Raw genomic sequence first — 19,555 nt, 5'->3', positions numbered from 1 at the left:
ATGAGAGCGTTCATCCTGTACGGCCCCGGTGAATCCGCCGTCGTCGACGTCGAACCGCCGACGGCCGCTCCGGGTGAGGTTGTCGTCGACGTCGCCCGCGTCGGCGTCTGCGGCACCGACGTCGAGTTCTACACCGGCGAGATGGCCTACCTCCACGAGGGCCACGCCCACTACCCCATGCGGCTCGGCCACGAATGGGCCGGCACGGTCGCGGCGGTGGGCGAGGGTGTCGACCCATGCTGGATCGGGCGGCGTGTGATGGGCGACACCATGCTTGGTTGCGGCCATTGCCGACGCTGCGCACATGGACGTGGACATGTCTGCGAGGACCGTCATGAGCTGGGTGTTCGCGGCGGGCGCGCAGGAGCCCTCGCCGAACAGCTCGCCGTCCCCGCCGCGTCACTGCACGCGCTGCCCGACACCGTCGACGACGCCCTGGGAGCCCTGGTCGAGCCGGGGGGAAACGCGCTGCGAGCGGCATGGGCTGCGGACCTTCGTCCCGGCGACCGCGCGCTGGTCCTCGGACCGGGCACCATCGGGCTGCTCGTCGCGATGTTCGCCCGGCAGGCGGGCGCGGAAGTCCACGTCATGGGGCGTCCAGGACGTTCCCTGGACTTCGCACGCACTTTGGGGTTCGACGGCGTCGGCACGGAGGACGAACTTCCGGACCTGCCCTGGGACGCGGTGATCGATGCCTCGAATGCCGCTGCCCTGCCGGCGAAGGCCTTGGACCTCGTCGAGCCCGGCGGCCGCGTTGTCTATGTCGGTTTGGCGGGCTCCCCGAGCATGGTCGACACCCGAAAACTCGCGTTCAAGGACGTCACGGCCGCCGGAATTCTCAGCGGCTCTCCCGGTCTCGACGCAACCATCGCATTGTTCGCCGACGGCGAGATCGACCCTCGCCTCCTGGTCGCAGCCACGGTCGACCTCGACGGCATAGACGCCGTGCTGGCCGGCGAACGCCCCGCCGGCGCCGGTCCCGGTCCCAAGGTCCATGTGAATCCCCGCCGCCACCGCTCGGGGCCGTAACGGCTTGCCCCACCCGGCGAAGGGCTCAGAATTCGCCGGCTTCCCGAAAGGCCGTCGCCCCACCTGATCAAGGAGAGTGAAGCCGCATGCGCGCACTGGTACTCACGGACTTCGGTCGACTGGAGGTGCAAGACCGCATCGCCTCTGAACCGGGCCCGGGTGAGGTGCTCATCGAGATCGTGGCAACCGGCATCTGCGGCTCCGACATCCACGGCTTCACTGGAGCCAACGGCCGCCGCACGCCCGGTCAGATCATGGGTCACGAGGGCGTGGGCCACGTAGCAAGCCTCGGCCGGGGAGTCACCGGCCTGGCGGTCGGTACACCGGTTACGTTCAACCCGGTGGTCATCCCGGATGAGGATGTCGAGGAGTTCGGCGGCCGTGAGCAGCACAGCCCGCGAAAGTTCGTGATCGGTGTCCGCGCCGACTACGTCTCTTCCTTCGCCCAGCTCATGGTCGCGCCTGCGCGCAACGTCATCGCGCTCCCTGGTGACATGCCCATTGAGTACGGTGCGCTCGTCGAACCGCTTGCCGTTGCCGTGCACGCCGCGCGCCGAGTCGACGCCGCTTCCGCTCACCGGGCGCTTGTCGTCGGCGGCGGACCCATCGGGCAGTCGGTCGTCCTGGCACTGGCCATGGACGGGATCCACGACGTTGTCGTCAGCGAAACGGACCCCGCCCGGCGCGCGCTCGTGGAACGTCTCGGCGCGCGGACCATCGACCCGACGATCGCGCCCGTTCCCGACCAGGTGCGACGGCTGTACGGCAGCCTCGCCGACGTGACGCTTGACGCCGCGGGTGCGTCCTCCAGCGTCGCCGACGCGCTGGCCGCGACGCGGCCCGGAGGCAAGGTGTGCCTGGTCGGCATGGCAAGCCCTCGGTTGGAACTCGACGCCTTCTCGCTGACTACCGAGGAACGCAGCCTTGTCGGCAGCTTCGCCTACTCCAGCGACAGCTTTCGTGCTGCCGCGTCGTGGATGGGGGCAGCACCTGCTGTGGCCGCCCAGCTGATCAGCCGTCAGGTTCCGCTCGACGATGCGCCGACGGTCTTTGCCGGCCTGGCTGCACGTGACGGGACCCCGGGCAAGGTCCTCGTCCGCCTGGACCACTGAGGGCGGCCCCACGCGACCGCCACGGCCGACAGCGCGCAGTGCGCACTACTCGAAGACGCCACAGGCAACACCGCCGAGACATCCGGGCTGTTGCATCCGCACCTGATCGATCAGCCGCCCCGGCCCTTGACGAGGGCAGCGTCGAAGCGGCTGCCCGCATCGACGACGGATTCATGGGTCGCCGGACGAGCGCTGCAGAGCCTCGGCGGTGCGGCCTGCGTCGCACACCCGACTGCCGTGCGCGGCGTGGACCCTTGCGACGTTCGCGGTGCGACGCTGCTCGACACCACGTTGTATCGCGCTGCTCCGCGCCCCCGGTTTCCACGACTTGCCATCGTAGTCGGCGCTGCCCCAGATGACAGCGCTGCCGGCCGGAGCGCCGGCGTCCCTGGTTCTGGCTGCCACGTCGATGTGGCTGGGGCGGCGCCTGCCGGTCGCCATCCTCATTGGGTGCGGCTTGGTATCGCCGGCGACCGCGGCGCTGGTGCCTTGGAGCCTCGCGCTTCTGCCTGCCGCCGCTCTGTGCGCCGCCGCAGCCTTCGGCGGGCCGTCCACGCTCGGCACGTTCGTGACACGCCGGGCGCCCGAGGGCCCAGGCGGCCCGGGCCCTGGGACTGCTGCATCTCGCCCACCAGCTCGGTGGCTGCGCTGGGCCCGCTCCTTGCCGTACTCGCCGTCGCCTGACCAGCCAGGCGTGCGCCGACGTGCGTCACAGCGCTTCAACGGCTCACATACGTACCGCCGCCGCGTCGGTGCCTGCTGCGTTCGTTGCAGGGACAAGTGTCTACGACTGGGCAACGACGCGGCGGCGACATCGCGCGATGGTTGACGAGGGCGAACGCGACCACCACTCCAGGCTCTGGTCGCCGGCCCTGGAAAGCATCCCGCTCGCAAGCCTTGTCATGCCGCGAAGACGGGAAGACCGCCGTTGCTTCGGAGGCTCGATGTCCGCGCTCGCCCGCTGGTGCCATAAGCACCGCGTCCTGGTTGTCCTGCTGTGGGTGGGGGTGCTCGCCGCGCTCGCCATCTCCGCCCTGTCCGCAGGGGCGAAGTACAGCAACGACTCGTCCATGCCGGACACCGAGTCGGCGACCGCCATCAAGCTAATGCAGGCCAACGCCCCGGCCGTCGCCGGCGCAAGCGGGACGGTCGTATGGCAGGTCGAGAGCGGAGACGTCGGCGACCCCGGTGTGCGCGGGGAGATGAGCGCGGTCCTGGACCGCATTGCCCACTCCCCCGGTGTGGCCGCGGTCGTCACTCCGTACACCGACGAGGGTGCGCACCAAGTCAGTCCGGACCGGCACACCGCGTATGCCACAGTGAACTTCACCGAGGAAGAAGGAGACCTGCCCAAGGCCGACGTGCAGGCCGTGGAAGACATGGCGACTTCCGCGCGCACCGATGCCCTGCATGTCGAGCTCGGCGGCGGGGCGTTCAACGAGGCGCCCTCGGTGTCCAAGTGGAGCGAGCTGATCGGGATCGGTATGGCCGCCCTGCTGCTCCTGCTGGTCTTCCGCTCCGCGTGGGCGGCGGCCCTGCCGGTGATCACTGCGGTGGCCGGCGTCGTGACCGCGCTGATGGCCACGGTGCTGCTCAGCCACCTGATGACCCTCGCCGACGTCACGCCGACGCTCGGTGCGTTGATCGGGCTGGGCGTGGGCATCGACTATGCGTTGTTCATCGTCAACCGGCACCGCCGCAACCTCATGCACGGCGACGACGTGGCCTCCTCCGTCGCGAAGGCGCTCAACACCTCGGGACGAGCGGTTGTCTTCGCCGGGCTGACCGTGGTCATCGCGTTGCTGGGCATGTTGACGCTCGGGATCGGCATCCTCAACGGCATGGCGCTCGGTGCCGCATTGACCGTCGTGCTGACCATGCTGGCCGCTGTCACGCTGCTGCCGGCGCTCCTCGGCATGCTCGGCAGCCGGGTGCTGAGCCGGCGTCAGCGTCGCGAACTGGCCGGGGACGGGCCGCGGACCCAGTCGGATGGGCCAGCCCACGCATCATCGCGCGGAAGCGCGGCCGACGGGTTCTGGGGCCGCTGGGCCGACCGGGTGCGGCGGCAACCCAAGCGGCTCGTCGCCGTCGCGGTCGTCGTCATGACCGTTGTGGCGATTCCGGCGTTGTCGATCCGTCTCGGTTCGCCCGACGCCGGAAACAATCCGCCCGCGTCGACCAGTCGGAAGGCCTACGACATCCTTGCCGACGGATTCGGCCCCGGCTTCAACGGTCCTCTTTTGCTGGCCACCCAGACCCCGGACGACGCCGCCCGTCAGGCTCTGAGCGGTTTGGTCGATCGTCTGGACGGCACTGACGGGGTCGCGGCCGTCACAGCCTCGGCCCCGGCACCCGGCCAGACGTTCTCCGTGGTCACGGTGGTCCCGGACAGCGCCCCGCAATCGCAGGCGACCAGTGACCTCATCGAGCATCTGCGCGACGACGTGGTCCCTGCCGCCGAACAGGGCAACGACCTGCGCGTGTACGTCGGCGGAACCACCGCGACCAACAACGACTTCGCCGACGCTCTCATCGCCAAGCTGCCGCTGTTCATCGGCATCATCGTCGCACTCGGTTTCCTACTGCTGACCGTGGCGTTCCGCAGTTTGCTGGTGCCGCTGGTCGGTGCCCTCACCAACATCCTGACGCTGGGGACGGCCCTCGGCGCGATCGTGCTGGTGTTCCAGCACGGGTGGGGAAGTGAACTCCTCGGGGTCGGGTCGGCCGGGCCGATCGAAGCGTTCGTGCCGATCCTCGTCATCGGCGTGATGTTCGGACTGTCGATGGACTACCAGGTCTTCCTGGTCAGCCGCATGCGCGAGGAGTGGACGCACACTGGGGACAACCACCGCGCGGTCCGCGTCGGCCAGGCGGAAACCGGACAGGTGATCGCGGTCGCCGCGGCCATCATGTTCAGCGTGTTCGCAGCCTTCGCGGGAGGCGGCATGCGCGTGATCGCCACGTTCGGAGTAGGCCTCGCGGCGGCGATCGCCTTGGACGCCATCGTCGTACGCATGATCTTGGTGCCTGGTCTGATGCACCTTTGCGGCCGGGCCAACTGGTGGCTCCCGACATGGCTGGACAAAGCGTTGCCCCGTATATCCGTCGAAGGCGCACCCGAACACACGCCGCCCCCAGTCGTCGAGGAGACAGTCCCAGTGCCGGTCCAACGCTGAGGTTCGGGGCCTCGCGCTGGTCCCCCTCCCTTTTCGCCCATTCGGCTCTGCTCGGCGCGGACGGCTTCCGCGCCGGGCAGGGCCTGCGTACCGTTCAGGAGTGCGCATGATCAGCAACGTTCGCGACCACCTAGCGGCGCACCGCCGAGCCCGGGACGCCTTCCCAGGCCTGCTGCTTGTCGCGATCTCGGTGTTCGCCTCGATGGCCGGGGCGTCCGGATGGCACGGGCCGAGGGCGGCTCCCGTGCTGTGGACGGCCGCCGCGTGCGTGCCGCTGGTGTGGCGCAGCCGCGCTCCCGTGACGGTGGCCGTCGCGGTCGTGGCCGTCGAGATCACCCATCTGGCCGTGGCGTCGGACCAACTACTGGTTCCCAGTTCGAGCCTGATCGCCCTCTACACCGTCGCCTCGCGTCTGCCGCGGCAGCGTGCCTGGCCCATCGGCCTCACCGTCGCGGTCTTGCTGACCATCGCGCTGGCCCTGGACGGCTCGGACGAATTCTTCGCCGCTGGCACACTCGCGTCCTTCGATCTGCTGGTCTTGGCGCTTGCACTCGGTGACCTCACGCGCTCACGGCGCGCCCATCTCTTGGCACTACGGCAGCGAGCCGAACAGGCGGAACGCACCCGCGAGGACGAAGCCGCCCGCCGGGTCACCGCCGAACGCGTGCGCATCGCCCGCGACCTGCACGATGTCGTCGCCCACCACATCACTCTCGTCAACGCCCAGGCCGGGGTGGCCCAGCATCTGGTGCGCACCGACGCGGAGGCCGCATACCTGGCGCTTGGCCAGTTGAAGGAGAACAGCCGCGCGGCTCTGGACGAACTACGGGCAACTGTTGGCCTGTTGCGCCAGGACGACGACGCGGCGGAGTCGCGCACACCCACGCCCACTCTGGCCGACCTCGACAACCTCGCCGCCTCCTTCCGCCACACCGGACTCCCCGTCGACGTCACTGTCACGGGAACTCCCCGTCCGCCCTCCCCGTCGGTCGAACTGGCCGCGTACCGAATCGCCCAGGAGGCTCTGACGAACACCGCGAAGCACGCGGGCCCCGATGCCCATGCCCGCGTCCGACTCGACTACGGCGATGCCGCGCTGCGGTTGGAGATCACCAACACCGGCGAGGTCGTCCCCCCGAGCGCGATCACCACCAGTGGCCATGGGCTGATCGGTATGCGCGAACGCGCCGCCGCCTCGGGCGGCATCCTCACCGCCGGGCCACGGCCCGGTGGCGGGTTCTGCGTCAGCGCCGAACTCCCCCTGTCCGCCGACCCGGGAGCCCGATCATGACCATCCGCGTTCTCCTTGCCGACGACCAAGCTCTCCTGCGCGGGACCTTCAAACTCCTCATCGACAGCCAGCCGGACATGGAAGTGGTAGCCGAAGCGTCCACCGGGGCAGAAGCCGTCGAGTCGACTCGCAGCGAACGCGCCGACGTCGTGCTCATGGATATCCGGATGCCCGTCCTGGACGGCATCGAGGCCACGCGCCGCATCTGCGCCGACGAGGATCTCGCGGGCGTCAAGGTTCTGATCCTCACCACGTTCGAGGTCGACGAACACGTCGTGGACGCCCTGCGCGCCGGAGCAAGCGGCTTCCTCGGCAAGGGCATCGACCCGCCCGACCTGCTCGACGCGATCCGTACGGTCGCCTTGGGCGAGGCGTTGCTGTCGCCCACCGCCACGCGCCAGCTCATCTCGCGAGTCCTCGCCCAACCCACCGCCGCCGACCCCCGGGTCGTCCGACAGCTCGATCGCCTGACCCCTCGCGAACGCGAGATCATGATCCTCACCGCGCTCGGACTGTCCAACCACGACATCGCGGAGCGCCTGCACGTGACCCCACTCACCGCCAAGACCCACGTCAACCGGGCCATGACCAAGCTCGGCGCGCGCGACCGCGCCCAACTCGTCGTCATCGCCTACCAGACCGGCTTGGTCACCCCCGGCACCTGACCGGGGCCGACAGCCCAGACCGTCGGTCCATCTGCCATCGGCAGAAGGGATGTCCTCAGGTCAGGTGAACCACTCGACCTACGGAGGCACTTGCCCTGGCGGCGTCCAGAACGGTGGCGGTGGCCACGGCCTCCCAGGGGTCAACGGGCATCGGGCCGGCGCCGCGGACCGCCGCCGCGAAAGCCGGGTAGAACAAGTCCCACCTTCCACGCGCAGAAGGGGCGGATTCGGCTTGGTCGCCGCGCCGCACCTCACCATGGTGGCCCTTGGGTTCCAGGCCCCATCGGTCGCCTTCCGTTGCAGGGGTCGCGCCGGTCAGAAGCACCGGTTCCTGGCTGTCCACATGGTCGACGACGAAGGTGCCCGTGCTCCCGGTAGCGCGTATCCTGGGCCCCGGGGCACCCTGTCGCCAGCTCCCCCAGAGATGAGACTGCACACCGTTGCGGTGTGTGAGGGCCACGAAAACGTCGTCGTCGAAGCAGTCGACATCCGCCCGATGGTGCACCTCCGCGTATACCCGCGCGACCGGCCCGGACAGCACCAGAGCCTGGTCCACCAGATGGCTTCCGAAGTCCAGGAGGGTTCCGCCTCCCGCGACGGGCACTTCCCCCTCTGGGGCGAAACGCTCGAAGCGCGACTCGTACCGCACCAAGGAACCGAGTTGCCCGGCCTCCAGCAGTGCGCGGAGTGTGAGGAAGTCCGAGTCCCATCGCCGGTTCTGATACACCGTCAGTGGGCGGCCGAGCTTCTCGGCGAGTTCAACCGTGGTGCGTGCCGTAGCGGCGTCGAGAGTGAACGGCTTGTCACAGACGACGGCCAGACCCAGTTCGAGGGCCTGCCGGACCAGCGAGGCATGGGTGGACGCGGGGGTGGAGATCGCCACGGCCTCGGCGCCCGCGCGCGCCAAGGCCTCCAGTGAGTCGTAGGTCGGCCGGTTCCACTGCTCGGCAACCTGGGCCCCGCGCTCGCGCGAAGTGGTGACCACGCCCAGGAAGTCGCATGCCGATGCGGACGCAATCAAGGGGGCATGGAAGAAGCGGCCGCCGAAGCCGTAGCCGGCGAGTCCAATGCGTACGGGGGCGGTCACAAAAGGCTCCCTGCGTCGTCGGTATCGGGGGACGAGGAGGATGGATGGCAGGAGTCCCTGAGGAGACCCGGAGGGTCGCCGCCGTACTCGCCGCAAAGGGTGTCGGGTCGGCGCCACCAGCCATTCCTCAGTCGGCGCGCAGACCGGCCCGCAGCGCCTCGTCGGTCGGGGGCGGCACCGGCACGGCGTGGCTTTCGATCGCCACTTGGGTCAGCGTGCCGGTGAAGAGGAACGGAGCCTCGTAGTCCTCGGTCACCGGCAGGCCGGGATCGCCGCCGAAGGTCATGGGGCTGCCGAAGATCGCCTGCGTCGCCAGCGGCGGCCCCGACGGGAGCACGGCCTCCGCGACCGGCTTCCCGTCCAGGGAAAGGACGACCGAGCCGCCGTCGACGGGTCGGTAGGAGACCGCCACGGTGTGCTTCTCAGCCTGGATCGGGTCGCTGGAGCGAAGCACAACGTGCTCCCCGAAGATGGTGAACCAGACCGTCGGCCTTCCCTCAAGCAAGTACAGCGTCCAGCCGCAGTGAGCGTCGCCTTGCGCGCACAGAACGCCTTCAACGGGGGCGCGGTCCGGCGTCCCGATGTCGGCCGTGAGGTCGAAACCAGCTGCCATCGGCGGGAGTTGTCCGCTCTTCACCGGTCCGCCGCCAGGCTGGTACTCGGCCCGCTGCGGCGGGGAGTACTCCCCGGGGTGGGTCGCGAGCATCGATGCCATGCCCTCGAAGAGGGGCAGGACGCCGTTCCGCCCGGCTTCCATCCACCACACGTCGTTCAGTTCGACGACCTTGTCCGGGTGCCCGTCGGCCAGATCGTGGGCCTCGGAGAAGTCCGCGTCAAGGTGGAACAGGGACCAACGGTCGTCGTCGAGGTCGTGACTGCCGGGGATGCGTTCCTGCTCGCCGAACATCGGCAGGACGCGGTCCGTCGTCGCCTTCCAGCCGTCGTGGTAGATGGCCCGTGAGCCGAAGGTCTCGAAGTACTGGGTGCGGCGAAGGCTTGGTGCTTCCGGGTCGAGCAGCGCGGGGAGCAGGCTGGCTCCGTCGACCGGTTGCTGCGTGACGCCGTCTACGGCACCGGGGACTTCCGCTCCGACCGCGTCGAGCACCGTCGCGAAGACGTCGACCGCGTGGCAGAACTGGTTCCGCACCGACCCGGGGTCGGGGATCCGTGCCGGCCAGTGGGCGATCATCGGGGTACGTACGCCACCGAGCCAGCTGTAGCGCTTCCACAGCCGCAGCGGAGTGTTGCCGGCCCACGCCCAGCCCCAGGGGTAGTGGTTGTCGGTCCGCAACCCTCCGATCTCCTCGATGCGCGCCATCGCCGTCACCGGGTCCTCGGCTTCGCCGCGGAGGGTAACCTGGCTCGCGTGCAGCGTGCCAGTGGGCCCGCCTTCCGCGCTCGCGCCGTTGTCCGAGAGCAGAAGCACCAGTGTGTTGTCGAGGTCGCCTCGGCTCGCCAGGAAGTCGATGACCCGTCCGATCTGCGCGTCGGCATGGGACATGAAGCCGGCGAAGACTTCCATGTACCTGGCGTACAGGCGCCGTTCCTCCGCCGTAAGGCTCGCCCACTCAGGCACCCAGGAGGGACGTTCCGTCAGGTGCGTGCCGTCGGGCACCACACCTTCGGAAAGCTGGCGGGCGAACGCGTCGCGGCGGAATGCCTCCCAGCCATCGTCGAAGCGGCCGCGGTACGCGTCGCTCCAAGCGGCGGGCACCTGGTGCGGGGAGTGCGCGGCGCCAGTGGCGAAATAGCAGAAGAACGGCTTGTCCGGCGTCGCTTGGCGCTGGTCCAGGATCATGCGGATGGCCTGGTCGGCGAGGTCCTCGGTGAGGTGGTAGCCGTCTGCCGCCGTGCGCGGCTGGTCGATGAACGTGTTGTCCCGCACCAGCTCGGGGTGCCACTGACTTGTCTCCGCTCCCAAGTAGCCGTAGAAGCGGTCGAAACCCTGGGCGATCGGCCAGCGGTCCATGGGACCGGACGCCGACAGTTCCCCTCCCGGCGCGAGATGCCACTTGCCCACCGCGAACGTGTTGTAGCCGTTGTCCCGCAGGATGCGCGGCAGCATGGCCGCGGACTTCGGGATGCGGGCGTTGTACCCCGGGAACCCGAGGGGCATCTCGGAGATCATGCCCATGCCGACCGCGTGATGGTTGCGCCCGGTCATCAGGCACGCCCGCGTCGGCGAGCACACCGCAGTCACGTGAAAGCGGTTGAAGCGCAGGCCACCCATCGCCAGAGCGTCGATGTTCGGCGTGTCGATCCCACCGCCGAAGCACCCCAGTTGGGCGAACCCCACGTCGTCGAGCACGATCACGACAACGTTCGGCGCTCCGGCAGGAGGTTTCGGGTACGCGACAAATCCGGGGTGGGAGTCGGCGATCCGACGGCCGGTCAACGCTCGTGCCATGGAAGCTCCTTGTCACCTGGGGGGCGCCTACTGGTGCGCCCTTGGTCCGGCGTGCGGCGACCATCAGCGCCCGGCCGGATGCCATGACCACGGCTCGGGACCAAATCGAGGCCACCACCGCGCGATCGGGCGCTCGTTCGACGTCCCCGCCTGGTGCAGCATCAACCAATCGACGCAACAATGCAACAGTCGCTGCATTGACTCGTCGGACACCTGCCCCACTCCCCTCCCCGGATGGAGAGGGGACAGCCAGGCCCCCCTTGCGTTTTTTGTGTAGGTGGTATTTTATTTGGCCGTCAACGTCTAACGGCCGCTGCCGCGCGGCAAGCGCCGGCCGGGCCACGGCCTCGGCGGACTTGTCGCCGACGCCTGCGCTGCAGCCAGGCCGCCCGATGAATGCCGCACGCAGAGGGAGCCGGGCCGCGCCTCCTGCCGCCGGACGCCGGCCCCTGAACGTGCGGCCGTCTGTTCCTTGAGGGGAAACCATACGATGAGCCCGACTCTGCAGCAGTTGAACGACATCCTGAAGCCCGTGGCGCCGCCTCAGGTAGTCGAAGGCGTCTACACCGACGACCAGCACGCGCGCATCCTCGACGTCCTCAAGCAGCACGGTCCGTGGCAGAGCATCATCGCCCAGACGTTCTCCTCCGTCGAGGAACTCGTCGCCACCTCCAGCGGCCCCGACAACGACCGCGTCCTCAACTTCACCCTCGACGACATCGCCAACGCTCACTTCCGCGGATTTTTCGCGCAGAACTCCACGTGCCTGTACCCGGAGCTGGAGGACTGCTTCTACAACAGCCGTTTCCTGGACCTGGCACGGAACTACTGGGGCGTGCAGCACGCGCGCCCGACGATGATGCTCTTCAACTTGTGCGGCCCTCACCACAGCGGCCTCACCTCGCACCTGGACGCGGTCACCTTCCGCGGCGTTCGCTACGAGAACTCCCCCACGTGGCTGATGAACGTCATGGGCCGATCCGGCCTGTTCACCGATCACCTGGTGAAGATGGCCCAGGTCATCACGTGGTGGTACCTGGGCGAGAACGGCACCTTCACCTACTGGCCCGACGGCCCCCTCGGCGAGCCGCAGCGCCTCGAACACCCGCTCTGGAACAAGGGCGTCGTCGTCCAGAACGAGGCGATGTTCCACCGTGGCGACCCCGTCGGCCGCCCCGACGAACGCGACATCGAAGGGCTGAAGCACCGCTCGCTGCTCGGCTACGACGCGGACCGCGGCGACTGGGCTATCACCACCGACGACCAGGTCATCCGCCGCTACCGGCCCGATGAGATGCGCCTCCTGGTCCACTGGAACGCCGAGGTCTACACCGACCACGACGAACTGAAGAAGAACATGGACCACAGCGACGACCTGACACACGACATGGTGTTCGAACGCCTTCTCGCCGACCTCAGGGACCGCGGCGTCAGCGTCGCCGAACCCAGCGACCCCATGCACGACAAGGACTTCATTCGCGCACTCATCGACACCTACGCCATCGCCCCCACCACAGACTGGGCGACCGCGGGCGCGGTCTGACGAGCTCGGCCAATGACGGATTCCGTACATCGGTAAAAGGGTTGGCCGCACCGGCTCCCGGCCTGACAAGTCCGGCGACCTGGTTGCGCAGCAACCCGCCCACGACGAAGGGAAGATGACCAGGTGCCGCTCACAGGTGAGTACGTACCGAGCACGCAGAAATGGGTGCGCAACCAGGTTGAGGCGTACGAGTCCTCCGGCGGTGTCGAAGGAACGACCTTCCGCGGCATGCCGGTGGTCGTGCTGACCACGCGGGGAGCAAAAAGCGGCGTCCTTCGCAAAACGCCGGTCATGCGAGTCGTGCACAACGGCGCGTACGCCGTGGTCGCTTCACAGGGCGGCGCACCCGTCCACCCGCAGTGGTACCACAACTTGGCAGCCGACCCCCGCGCCGAACTCCAGGATGGTCCGCGGCGCCAGGACATGGCCGCGCGCGAGGTCACCGGGGACGAGAAGACGCTGTGGTGGGCGCGGGCGGTCGAGGCGTACCCGGACTACGCGGAGTATCAAGAGAAGACCGACCGCGAGATCCCGGTCCTGGTCCTGGAGAGAGTGCCCGACGGGCACTGAGACGGCGGCAAGCGGCGCGTCCGGCTTGCACAACCGGCTGCGCCGCCCGCAGACACCTGCCGGCGGACGAGCCCGGTCCATTCCGTCGTTTGCAACCTGGCAAGCCCCCTGCAATCTCATCGAGGAGTTGGCCCGTGCGTTTGAGTGTCTCCCTGAAGTACACCGGCGACCTGGGCCTGGTCCTCAACCGTGCCATGCAGTTCGAGGACGCCGGGGCAGATGCTCTGTGGGTCACGGAGTCGTACGGTTTCGATTCCGCCACTATCCTGGGGGCACTTGCAGCGCGGACGCGGCGGGTGCAAGTGGGGCCGGGAGTGCTGAACGTGTTCTCCCGGACTCCGGCCCTGCTGGCGCAGACCGCGGCCGGCCTCGACGCGGTATCGGGCGGACGCGCGGTTCTCGGTCTTGGGGCGTCAGGACCTCAGGTCGTCGAAGGCTGGCACGGTCTCGCCTATGACAGGCCGCTTGCGCGGACCCGCGACGTAGTGGAGATCTGCCGGTCCGCGTGGCGTCGCGAGGTGGTGGCATTTGACGGAACGACAATCCGTGTGCCGCTCGCTCCGGGCAAGGGGAGCGGCTTGGGCAAGCCGCTGAAGATGCTCACGCGACCGGTCCGGGGCCGCATCCCTGTCTACCTTGCCGCACTCGGGGCGAAGAATGTCGAGCTCACGGCCGAGATCGCCGAGGGCTGGCTCACCTTCCTCTTCGCCCCCGAGGCCATGCACGAGGTTTGGGGAAAGCCGCTGGCTGCCGGATCGGCCCGCCGATCGGCGACGCTGGGGCCACTGGACATCGTCGCCGGCGGCGTACTGGCAATCGGCGACGACCAAGCAGCGCTTCGCGACTTGGCGCGTCCCATGACGGCGCTCTACGTCGGCGGAATGGGCGCACGCGGACAGAATTTCTACCACGCGCTCGTCTGCCGGTACGGCTTCGCCGACGCTGCCGACCGCATCCAGGACCTCTTCCTGTCCGGCCGCCGCGCCGACGCAGAGGCCGCGGTCCCGGACGAGCTCATCGACCTCATCCACCTCGTCGGTCCGGCCGACCACATCGCCAACCGCATCGACGCCTACCGGGCCGCCGGCGTGACCACGCTAAATGTCACACCCGAAGGCACGGACCCCGTCCGGGACATCCGCAGTGTCCGTGCCCTTCTCGATGCCGGGAACAGCTGAGAGCCCTTCACGTGGCGGGGCCGCCGCGGGCGCTGCCGGACGTCACGTCAGGCGGCTGACGACCTTGTCGTTGAGCTCGTGTTTCTGCTGCACCAGCGCAACGAATGAGCACCTGCCTTTCCCAACACCAGGGCAGCGGGTGGCCGTCTCCGGACCCGTACCAATGCTGGTGGCAGTCGAGTCCTCGCTTACCTCCGGCCCGCCGACGCCGGGGGCCACGCCGTCGGCACCGAGGGCCCAGACGCCCCTTCCCTCGCATCGACTACCACGCCTGGCGCGGCACAACAGAGGAGGCATGTGCGGCGGCTGTGCATCGTTGTGCCCGTACGAAAACCTTGTCACGCATGGTTTTGCGATCTAGGCTCCAGCGCAGCAAATAGAACGTTTCAATCGACCCCGGCCCGCGGTCGTGCCTTCGGCCGATGTTCGCGGGCGGGCGACCCGCCTCTTGGGGCGTCGAGCAGACCATGGGGCGCGGATGAGGACAGTTCGGATCGGCTGCGGCGCCGGGTTCGCGGACGACCGGGTGGAACCCGCACTGGAGTTGGTCGAGCACGGCGCCCTGGACTATCTGGTGTTCGAGTGCCTGGCTGAGCGGACGGTGGCGCTGGCCCAATTGGAGCGGCTGGCCGACCCGAAGTCGGGGTTCAACGAGTGGCTGGTCGAGCGCATGGAGGCGGTGCTCGCGCCGTGCGCGGAGCGCGGCGTGCGGGTGGTGACCAATATGGGCGCGGCCAACCCGCTGGCCGCCGCCCAGGTGGTTGTCGGCGTCGCGCGGCAATTGGGATTGGGCGGCGTCCGGGTCGCGGCGGTGACTGGGGACGATGTGCTGGATGTCGTCCGCGGATCGGATCTGCCGCTGACGGACGGCAACGGGACGGTCGCCGATCTCGGCGAACGGATCATCGCCTCCAACGCATATCTGGGCGTGGGCCCAGTGGTTCATGCGCTGGAATTGGGCGCGGATGTGGTGGTGTGCGGGCGGGTGGCGGATCCGTCGTTGTTCCTGGCGCCGTTGGTACATGAGTTCGGGTGGCCGCTGGACGACTGGAGGTTGCTGGCGCGTGGCACGGCTGTGGGGCACTTGTTGGAGTGCGCGGGGCAGGTCACCGGCGGATACTTCGCCGATCCCGGAGTGAATGATGTGCCGGGGCTGGTGCGGCTGGGGTTCCCGCTTGCGGAGGTTGCCGCCGACGGGGCGTTCAGCGTCTCCAAAGTGCCCGGCTCGGGCGGGCGAGTCACCGTGGCGACCGTTGCCGAGCAGTTGCTGTACGAGGTACATAATCCGGCCGCGTACGTGACCCCCGACGTGGTGGCCGACTTCTCCGCCGCCCGCGCAACGCAAGTCGACGAGGACCGCGCTTCCGTGTCAGGGATTGACGGCGGCCCGCGTCCCGATCATTTGAAGGTGTCGGTGGCTTACCGCGACGGGTTCATCGGAGAGGGCCAGATCTCCTATGCCGGCGCGAACGCGGAGGCCCGCGGGCGGCTGGCGCTGGACATCGTCCGTGAGCGGTTGCGGCTGCTGGGCTTCGACGGTGCCGAGACGCGGTTCGACCTCATCGGGGTCGACGCCGTCCACCGCGCTCCCGAGGGCTTCCGGTCAGGTGGCCACTCAGCACCGGAGGTTCGTGCGCGCGTTGCCGCGCGGGCCGAGACATTGGCGGATGCCCGGCGGATCGGGCGGGAGGTGACCGCATTGTGGCTCAACGGCCCCGCAGGCGGGGCCGGGGCGAACCGCAGCGCCCGGGAGAACATAGCCGTCGCTTCGGTCCTCGTGCCACGCGACGTGGTACGCCACGACGTCCACGTGTTGGAGGCATGAGCGGTGCTACTCCATCACGTCGCCCACGCCCGCTCCGGCGACAAAGGCGCGACTGCGGATGTCACGGTGATCGCCCGGCATCCCGCTGACTTCCCGATGCTGCGTGACCAGGTCACCGCTGACCGCGTGCGCGCCCACCTGACCGGGGTTGTCGGCGGCGTGGTGCGGCGCTACGAGGTGCCCTCGCTCGGGGCGCTCAAGTTCGTTCTGGAGGACGCGCTGGACGGTGGCGTCACCCGCTCCCTGGCCCTCGACGCGCACGGAAAGGCCCTGGCCATGTGCCTGTTGGAGATGGAACTCCCTGGTGAGTCGCCGACCCCTCACGCAACGGCGACCGTTCAAGGACCGACTGTGGAAGGCATGACACGATGACCGGCACCCAGCCGCCGACGGCTCGCCGACCGGTCGTGGCGACCACCCACGGAGCCGTCCGCGGCACGTTCGCGGATGCCGGGCTGCTGTTCGCCGGGGTTCCGTTCGCTGCCCCGCCGGTGGCCGAGCGACGGCTGCGGCCGCCGGAGCCGGCCGCGCCGTGGACGGGTGTCCGCGACACGGTGACCTTCCCCGCGGGACCGGCCCAGCGGGCCGGGATCACCCCGGAGGTCGAGGCGCTCGGCCCCAAGGCGGTGGCCGTTGTCCGGGCGCTCGGGGCCGCCGAGGGCACGTTCTCCGAGGATTGCCTGTACCTGAATGTGTGGACGCCGGGCATCGACAGCCGGCTCCCGGTGCTGGTGTGGATCTACGGCGGAGGCTTCGAGACCGGAACGGCGTCCCCGCCCGGCTTCGACGGCGCGGCGCTGTCCCGGCTCACCGGCGCGGTCGTGGTGGCCGCGAACTACCGGGTCGGGGCGCTCGGATGGCTCTATCCCGCAGGGCCGGGCAGCCACCGTTGGACGCAAAGCGCCAACCTCGGGCTCCAGGACCAGTCCGCGGCACTGCGCTGGGTCCGCGACAACGCAGCCCGCTTCGGCGGCGACCCGGACAACGTCACGGTCGCCGGAGCCTCCGCCGGGGCGTTCTCCGTCGGGGCGCTCCTGGCCCTGCCCGCCGCCAAGGGCCTGTTCCACAAGGCAATCCTGCAGAGCGGCAGCGTCACCCGCGTACAGGCCCCCGGCACCGCCGCGGCCCTCACCGAGGACTTCCTCGCCGCCGCGGGGGTCGAGGACTTCGACCGGTTGGCCGATGTTCCGCTCGACCGCATCCTCGACGCGCAGGCACGGGTCGTCGACTCCGATATCGGACGCCGCAATCTCCCGGGCGGGCGCATCTGGGGTGTGGTCCACGACGGCACCGTCCTGTCCGACCGCCCCCTCGATGCCGTTGCGGCCGGGGCCGCCGCACACATCCCCCTGCTGATCGGCGCCAACCGCGACGAGATCCGCATGTGGGCGCACTTCGGCGGTGACGACTACCGCCCCGCCGACGAGCACGCCCTGATCGCCGAGATGACCCGGGCCGGCATCGCCGACCCGCCGGCCCTGCTGGAGGTCTACCGGTCGCGGCTCCGGGCCGCTGCCTCCGGGGCGGGCCGTCCGTATGGCGGCGCGCCCGACGAACTACGGGACCTGCGCACGGTTTTCCTCAGCGATGCCGTCTACCGCATCCCTTCCGCTCGACTCGCTCGCGCCCAGTCCGCGGCAGGCGGCCGTGCCCACACCTACCTCTTCACCGCCGAACCCTTCGGGCCCGGCACCGGCGCGTTCCACGGCGCCGAAGCGATCTACCTCGGCGACAAACTCAACGCCGTCGGAATCGACACGCCCGACAATCTCGCCACCCGCGACCACCTCGCCGACGCCTGGCGTCGCTTCGTCCACACCGGAAACCCCGGCTGGGCAGCCCACAGCGCCGGCCACACCGATACCGATACCACCCGCCAGATCGACCCGGCCCCCCGGACCATCCACGAACCACCGCGCGACATCGCCGCGCACTGGGGCGTCAGCACCTGAACGCACATGCTTCGACGCCGCCGGGCGCGGGAGGTTGAACGCTCCTCTGATGACCCGGATCCCCCTGCATGCCAGTCCGGCAGTCGGTTCCCGGCCTATGCATTCGGCGGAAATCGCGGTCCTGCCATGGATGAGTCCCACGATGTGGTGGCCGAGTAGCAGGAGACCCTTCGGCGATCAGCCATGCGACCGGGACGCCGCGAAATCTGAGCCGGCCGCGTTGCCATGGGGCCGTTGGTCACGCTCACCAGATACGGGACAGCCTTCAGTTCCCGCGGGTAGTCGAGAAGATCCCGGAGCACGTCCAACCATTGCACGCGTCAGATGTTCGACTGAAGCCGGGTTGAGCAGCGCCAGGGCGCCGCCCCAGCCACGGAACCGGCCCGAGAGTTCGATAAGGTCGCCGGGGCCTGTGCCACGGCGTCGCAGCGGTTCCTGTTGCTCGCGTTGCATGCCGGTGACGGTGGAGCCGGCAGGAGGGTCGCGACGGGGAAGCGAGCTCCTGTCATCGGCTCCTATCGCAGAGAATCAGGGCCTCTCGCGCTCGCGACCAGGTCCTCGGAGCTGCCACGAAGATCTTCGGCCTCAAGCGCACTCGACCGCCCGGCGGGCGCGATCGACAACCTGCCGCGGATTTCGTGAGCACGCGAAAGTCCGCCGATACCTGGCTAGTTGACTATCTGTGGCGTACTCGGAGTCAGGCTTGGGCGATTTCCTCCAGGGTGGCTGGGCCGCCCAGCAGCGCTGTGCCGTCGACGATGCGGCCGTCGGCGACCCGGTTGATGAATGCGGCAGTGCGTGCGGCGGCTTCGGTGGCTTCAGGGAGAAAGCCTGCGGTGATCTGCCAGGTGTGGGGCATCTGGGGCCAGATCTCCATTTCGACGTGGACGCCGGCCCGGGCCGCGCGAGCAGCCAATTCCAGAGAGTCGTCCAGGAGGCGTTCGGCGCTGGATGCCTGAATGAACAGCGGCGGCAGTCCGGTCAGGTCGGCGAGGAGCGGTGAGACCAAGGGATCGTCGGCGGGGTGGCCGTTGAGGTAGAGGCGGCTCATGGAGCCGTCGCTGGCGCCCAGGAACAGGTCGGTGTCCGCGCGTTCGGTCCAGCTGCCGGCAGAGTACCGTTCTTCGCGCTGGTCGAACACGCCCCCGTACAGGACTCCGGCGATCGGAGCGGGGTCGTGGGCGGCGGCGCGGCGCAGCAGCAGTGCGGTTGCGAGGTTGGCGCCGGCGGATTCCCCGGCGACGACGACGCGCGGTGCGAGGGAGGCGGCGTAGGCGAGAGCTTCCTCGCAGTCGTCCAGGCCTGCGGGGTAGGGGTGTTCGGGGGCGAGGCGGTATTCGGGCAGGACGACGCGGGCGCGGGTACCGGAGGCCAGATGGGCTGCGACGGCGCGGGCGAGGCCCGCGGTGCCGGAGGTGAACCCGCCGCCGTGAATGTAGAGGATGACCAGGTCGTCGCGTGGGCCGTCCGGGGTCATGAGGTAGGAGCCGTCGCACAGGGTGGGGGCCGGTTCGTCGCGGACTCCGGGGAACGGCTGGTACATCGCGGCCTGTTCCGCCTGGGCCCGTCGCTCGGCATCACGGTCGGCGGGAGCGTTGCTGTGCCCGGCCTTGATGATGCTTTCCAACAGGGCGAGCGTCTTGCTGGGCATATGGCTGGTCTCCGGAAGGTCGGGTCGAGGCGGCGTCCCGATGGGGAGCCGCCTCGACGCGGGTTGCTT

General features: G+C 69.2%; 14 protein-coding genes. 11 read left to right on the top strand and 3 right to left on the bottom strand.

The features are described 5' to 3' along the window. The 5 genes from ABEA93_RS36205 to ABEA93_RS36185 all read left to right on the top strand — a co-directional run bounded on the left by ABEA93_RS36205 (nt 1) and on the right by ABEA93_RS36185 (nt 7,273). Entirely contained in the window at nt 1-1,029 is a 1,029-nt protein-coding gene (locus tag ABEA93_RS36205) for a zinc-dependent alcohol dehydrogenase (protein ID WP_345680190.1), read from the top strand. A gap of 86 nt (nt 1,030-1,115) precedes the next feature. Beyond that, nucleotides 1,116-2,141: a zinc-dependent alcohol dehydrogenase gene (locus ABEA93_RS36200; RefSeq protein WP_345680189.1), complete on the top strand. Its 1,026-nt coding sequence runs from the start codon at nt 1,116-1,118 to the stop codon at nt 2,139-2,141. Nucleotides 2,142-3,085: 944 nt separating this feature from the next. Then, the gene (locus ABEA93_RS36195) at nt 3,086-5,317 is read left to right on the top strand and encodes an MMPL family transporter (protein WP_345680188.1); all 2,232 of its coding nucleotides are present in this window, start codon (nt 3,086-3,088) and stop codon (nt 5,315-5,317) included. Nucleotides 5,318-5,423: 106 nt separating this feature from the next. After that, nucleotides 5,424-6,608: a sensor histidine kinase gene (locus tag ABEA93_RS36190; protein ID WP_345680187.1), complete on the top strand. Its 1,185-nt coding sequence runs from the start codon at nt 5,424-5,426 to the stop codon at nt 6,606-6,608. Further along, the gene (locus ABEA93_RS36185; protein WP_345680186.1) at nt 6,605-7,273 is read left to right on the top strand and encodes a response regulator; all 669 of its coding nucleotides are present in this window, start codon (nt 6,605-6,607) and stop codon (nt 7,271-7,273) included. The genes ABEA93_RS36190 and ABEA93_RS36185 overlap by 4 nt, the downstream gene beginning before the upstream one ends. 55 nt (nt 7,274-7,328) lie before the next feature. On the opposite strand, the gene ABEA93_RS36180 is transcribed toward ABEA93_RS36185, so the two are convergent. Beyond that, nucleotides 7,329-8,360 carry a Gfo/Idh/MocA family protein gene (locus ABEA93_RS36180; protein WP_345680185.1) on the bottom strand — a complete coding sequence of 344 codons (1,032 nt, stop codon included), beginning with the start codon at nt 8,358-8,360 and terminating at the stop codon, nt 7,329-7,331. A 127-nt stretch (nt 8,361-8,487) separates the two neighbouring features. Continuing rightward, nucleotides 8,488-10,767 carry an arylsulfatase gene (locus ABEA93_RS36175; protein WP_345680184.1) on the bottom strand — a complete coding sequence of 760 codons (2,280 nt, stop codon included), beginning with the start codon at nt 10,765-10,767 and terminating at the stop codon, nt 8,488-8,490. 490 nt (nt 10,768-11,257) lie between these two features. Here ABEA93_RS36175 and ABEA93_RS36170 point away from each other — a divergent pair, with 490 nt between their 5' ends. The 6 genes from ABEA93_RS36170 to ABEA93_RS36145 all read left to right on the top strand — a co-directional run bounded on the left by ABEA93_RS36170 (nt 11,258) and on the right by ABEA93_RS36145 (nt 17,835). Continuing rightward, a complete protein-coding gene (locus ABEA93_RS36170; RefSeq protein ID WP_345680183.1) occupies nt 11,258-12,310 on the top strand; it encodes a hypothetical protein in 1,053 nt (350 codons plus the stop codon). A 123-nt stretch (nt 12,311-12,433) separates the two neighbouring features. After that, nucleotides 12,434-12,880 (top strand): nitroreductase family deazaflavin-dependent oxidoreductase, encoded by a 447-nt coding sequence (locus ABEA93_RS36165; protein WP_345680182.1) that lies wholly within the window; start codon nt 12,434-12,436, stop codon nt 12,878-12,880. 134 nt (nt 12,881-13,014) lie between these two features. Next, nucleotides 13,015-14,058 carry an LLM class F420-dependent oxidoreductase gene (locus ABEA93_RS36160; protein ID WP_345680181.1) on the top strand — a complete coding sequence of 348 codons (1,044 nt, stop codon included), beginning with the start codon at nt 13,015-13,017 and terminating at the stop codon, nt 14,056-14,058. Between the two features lie 478 nt (nt 14,059-14,536). Next, nucleotides 14,537-15,883 carry an acyclic terpene utilization AtuA family protein gene (locus ABEA93_RS36155; protein WP_345680180.1) on the top strand — a complete coding sequence of 449 codons (1,347 nt, stop codon included), beginning with the start codon at nt 14,537-14,539 and terminating at the stop codon, nt 15,881-15,883. Between the two features lie 3 nt (nt 15,884-15,886). After that, a complete protein-coding gene (locus ABEA93_RS36150) occupies nt 15,887-16,255 on the top strand; it encodes an AtuA-related protein (protein WP_425585234.1) in 369 nt (122 codons plus the stop codon). Then, nucleotides 16,252-17,835 carry a carboxylesterase/lipase family protein gene (locus ABEA93_RS36145; protein WP_345680178.1) on the top strand — a complete coding sequence of 528 codons (1,584 nt, stop codon included), beginning with the start codon at nt 16,252-16,254 and terminating at the stop codon, nt 17,833-17,835. Before ABEA93_RS36150 ends, ABEA93_RS36145 begins: the two co-directional genes overlap by 4 nt. A gap of 697 nt (nt 17,836-18,532) precedes the next feature. Here the strand turns inward: ABEA93_RS36145 and ABEA93_RS36140 are convergent. Continuing rightward, nucleotides 18,533-19,486 carry an alpha/beta hydrolase gene (locus ABEA93_RS36140; RefSeq protein ID WP_345680177.1) on the bottom strand — a complete coding sequence of 318 codons (954 nt, stop codon included), beginning with the start codon at nt 19,484-19,486 and terminating at the stop codon, nt 18,533-18,535. Between the last annotated feature and the right edge of the window lie 69 nt (nt 19,487-19,555).

It is taken from the genome of Yinghuangia aomiensis, from assembly GCF_039542225.1.
GTDB classification, from domain to species: Bacteria; Actinomycetota; Actinomycetes; order Streptomycetales; family Streptomycetaceae; genus Yinghuangia; species Yinghuangia aomiensis.
Note: the sequence above shows the minus strand (reverse complement) of the source record. Positions and strands in the feature narration are given on the sequence as shown.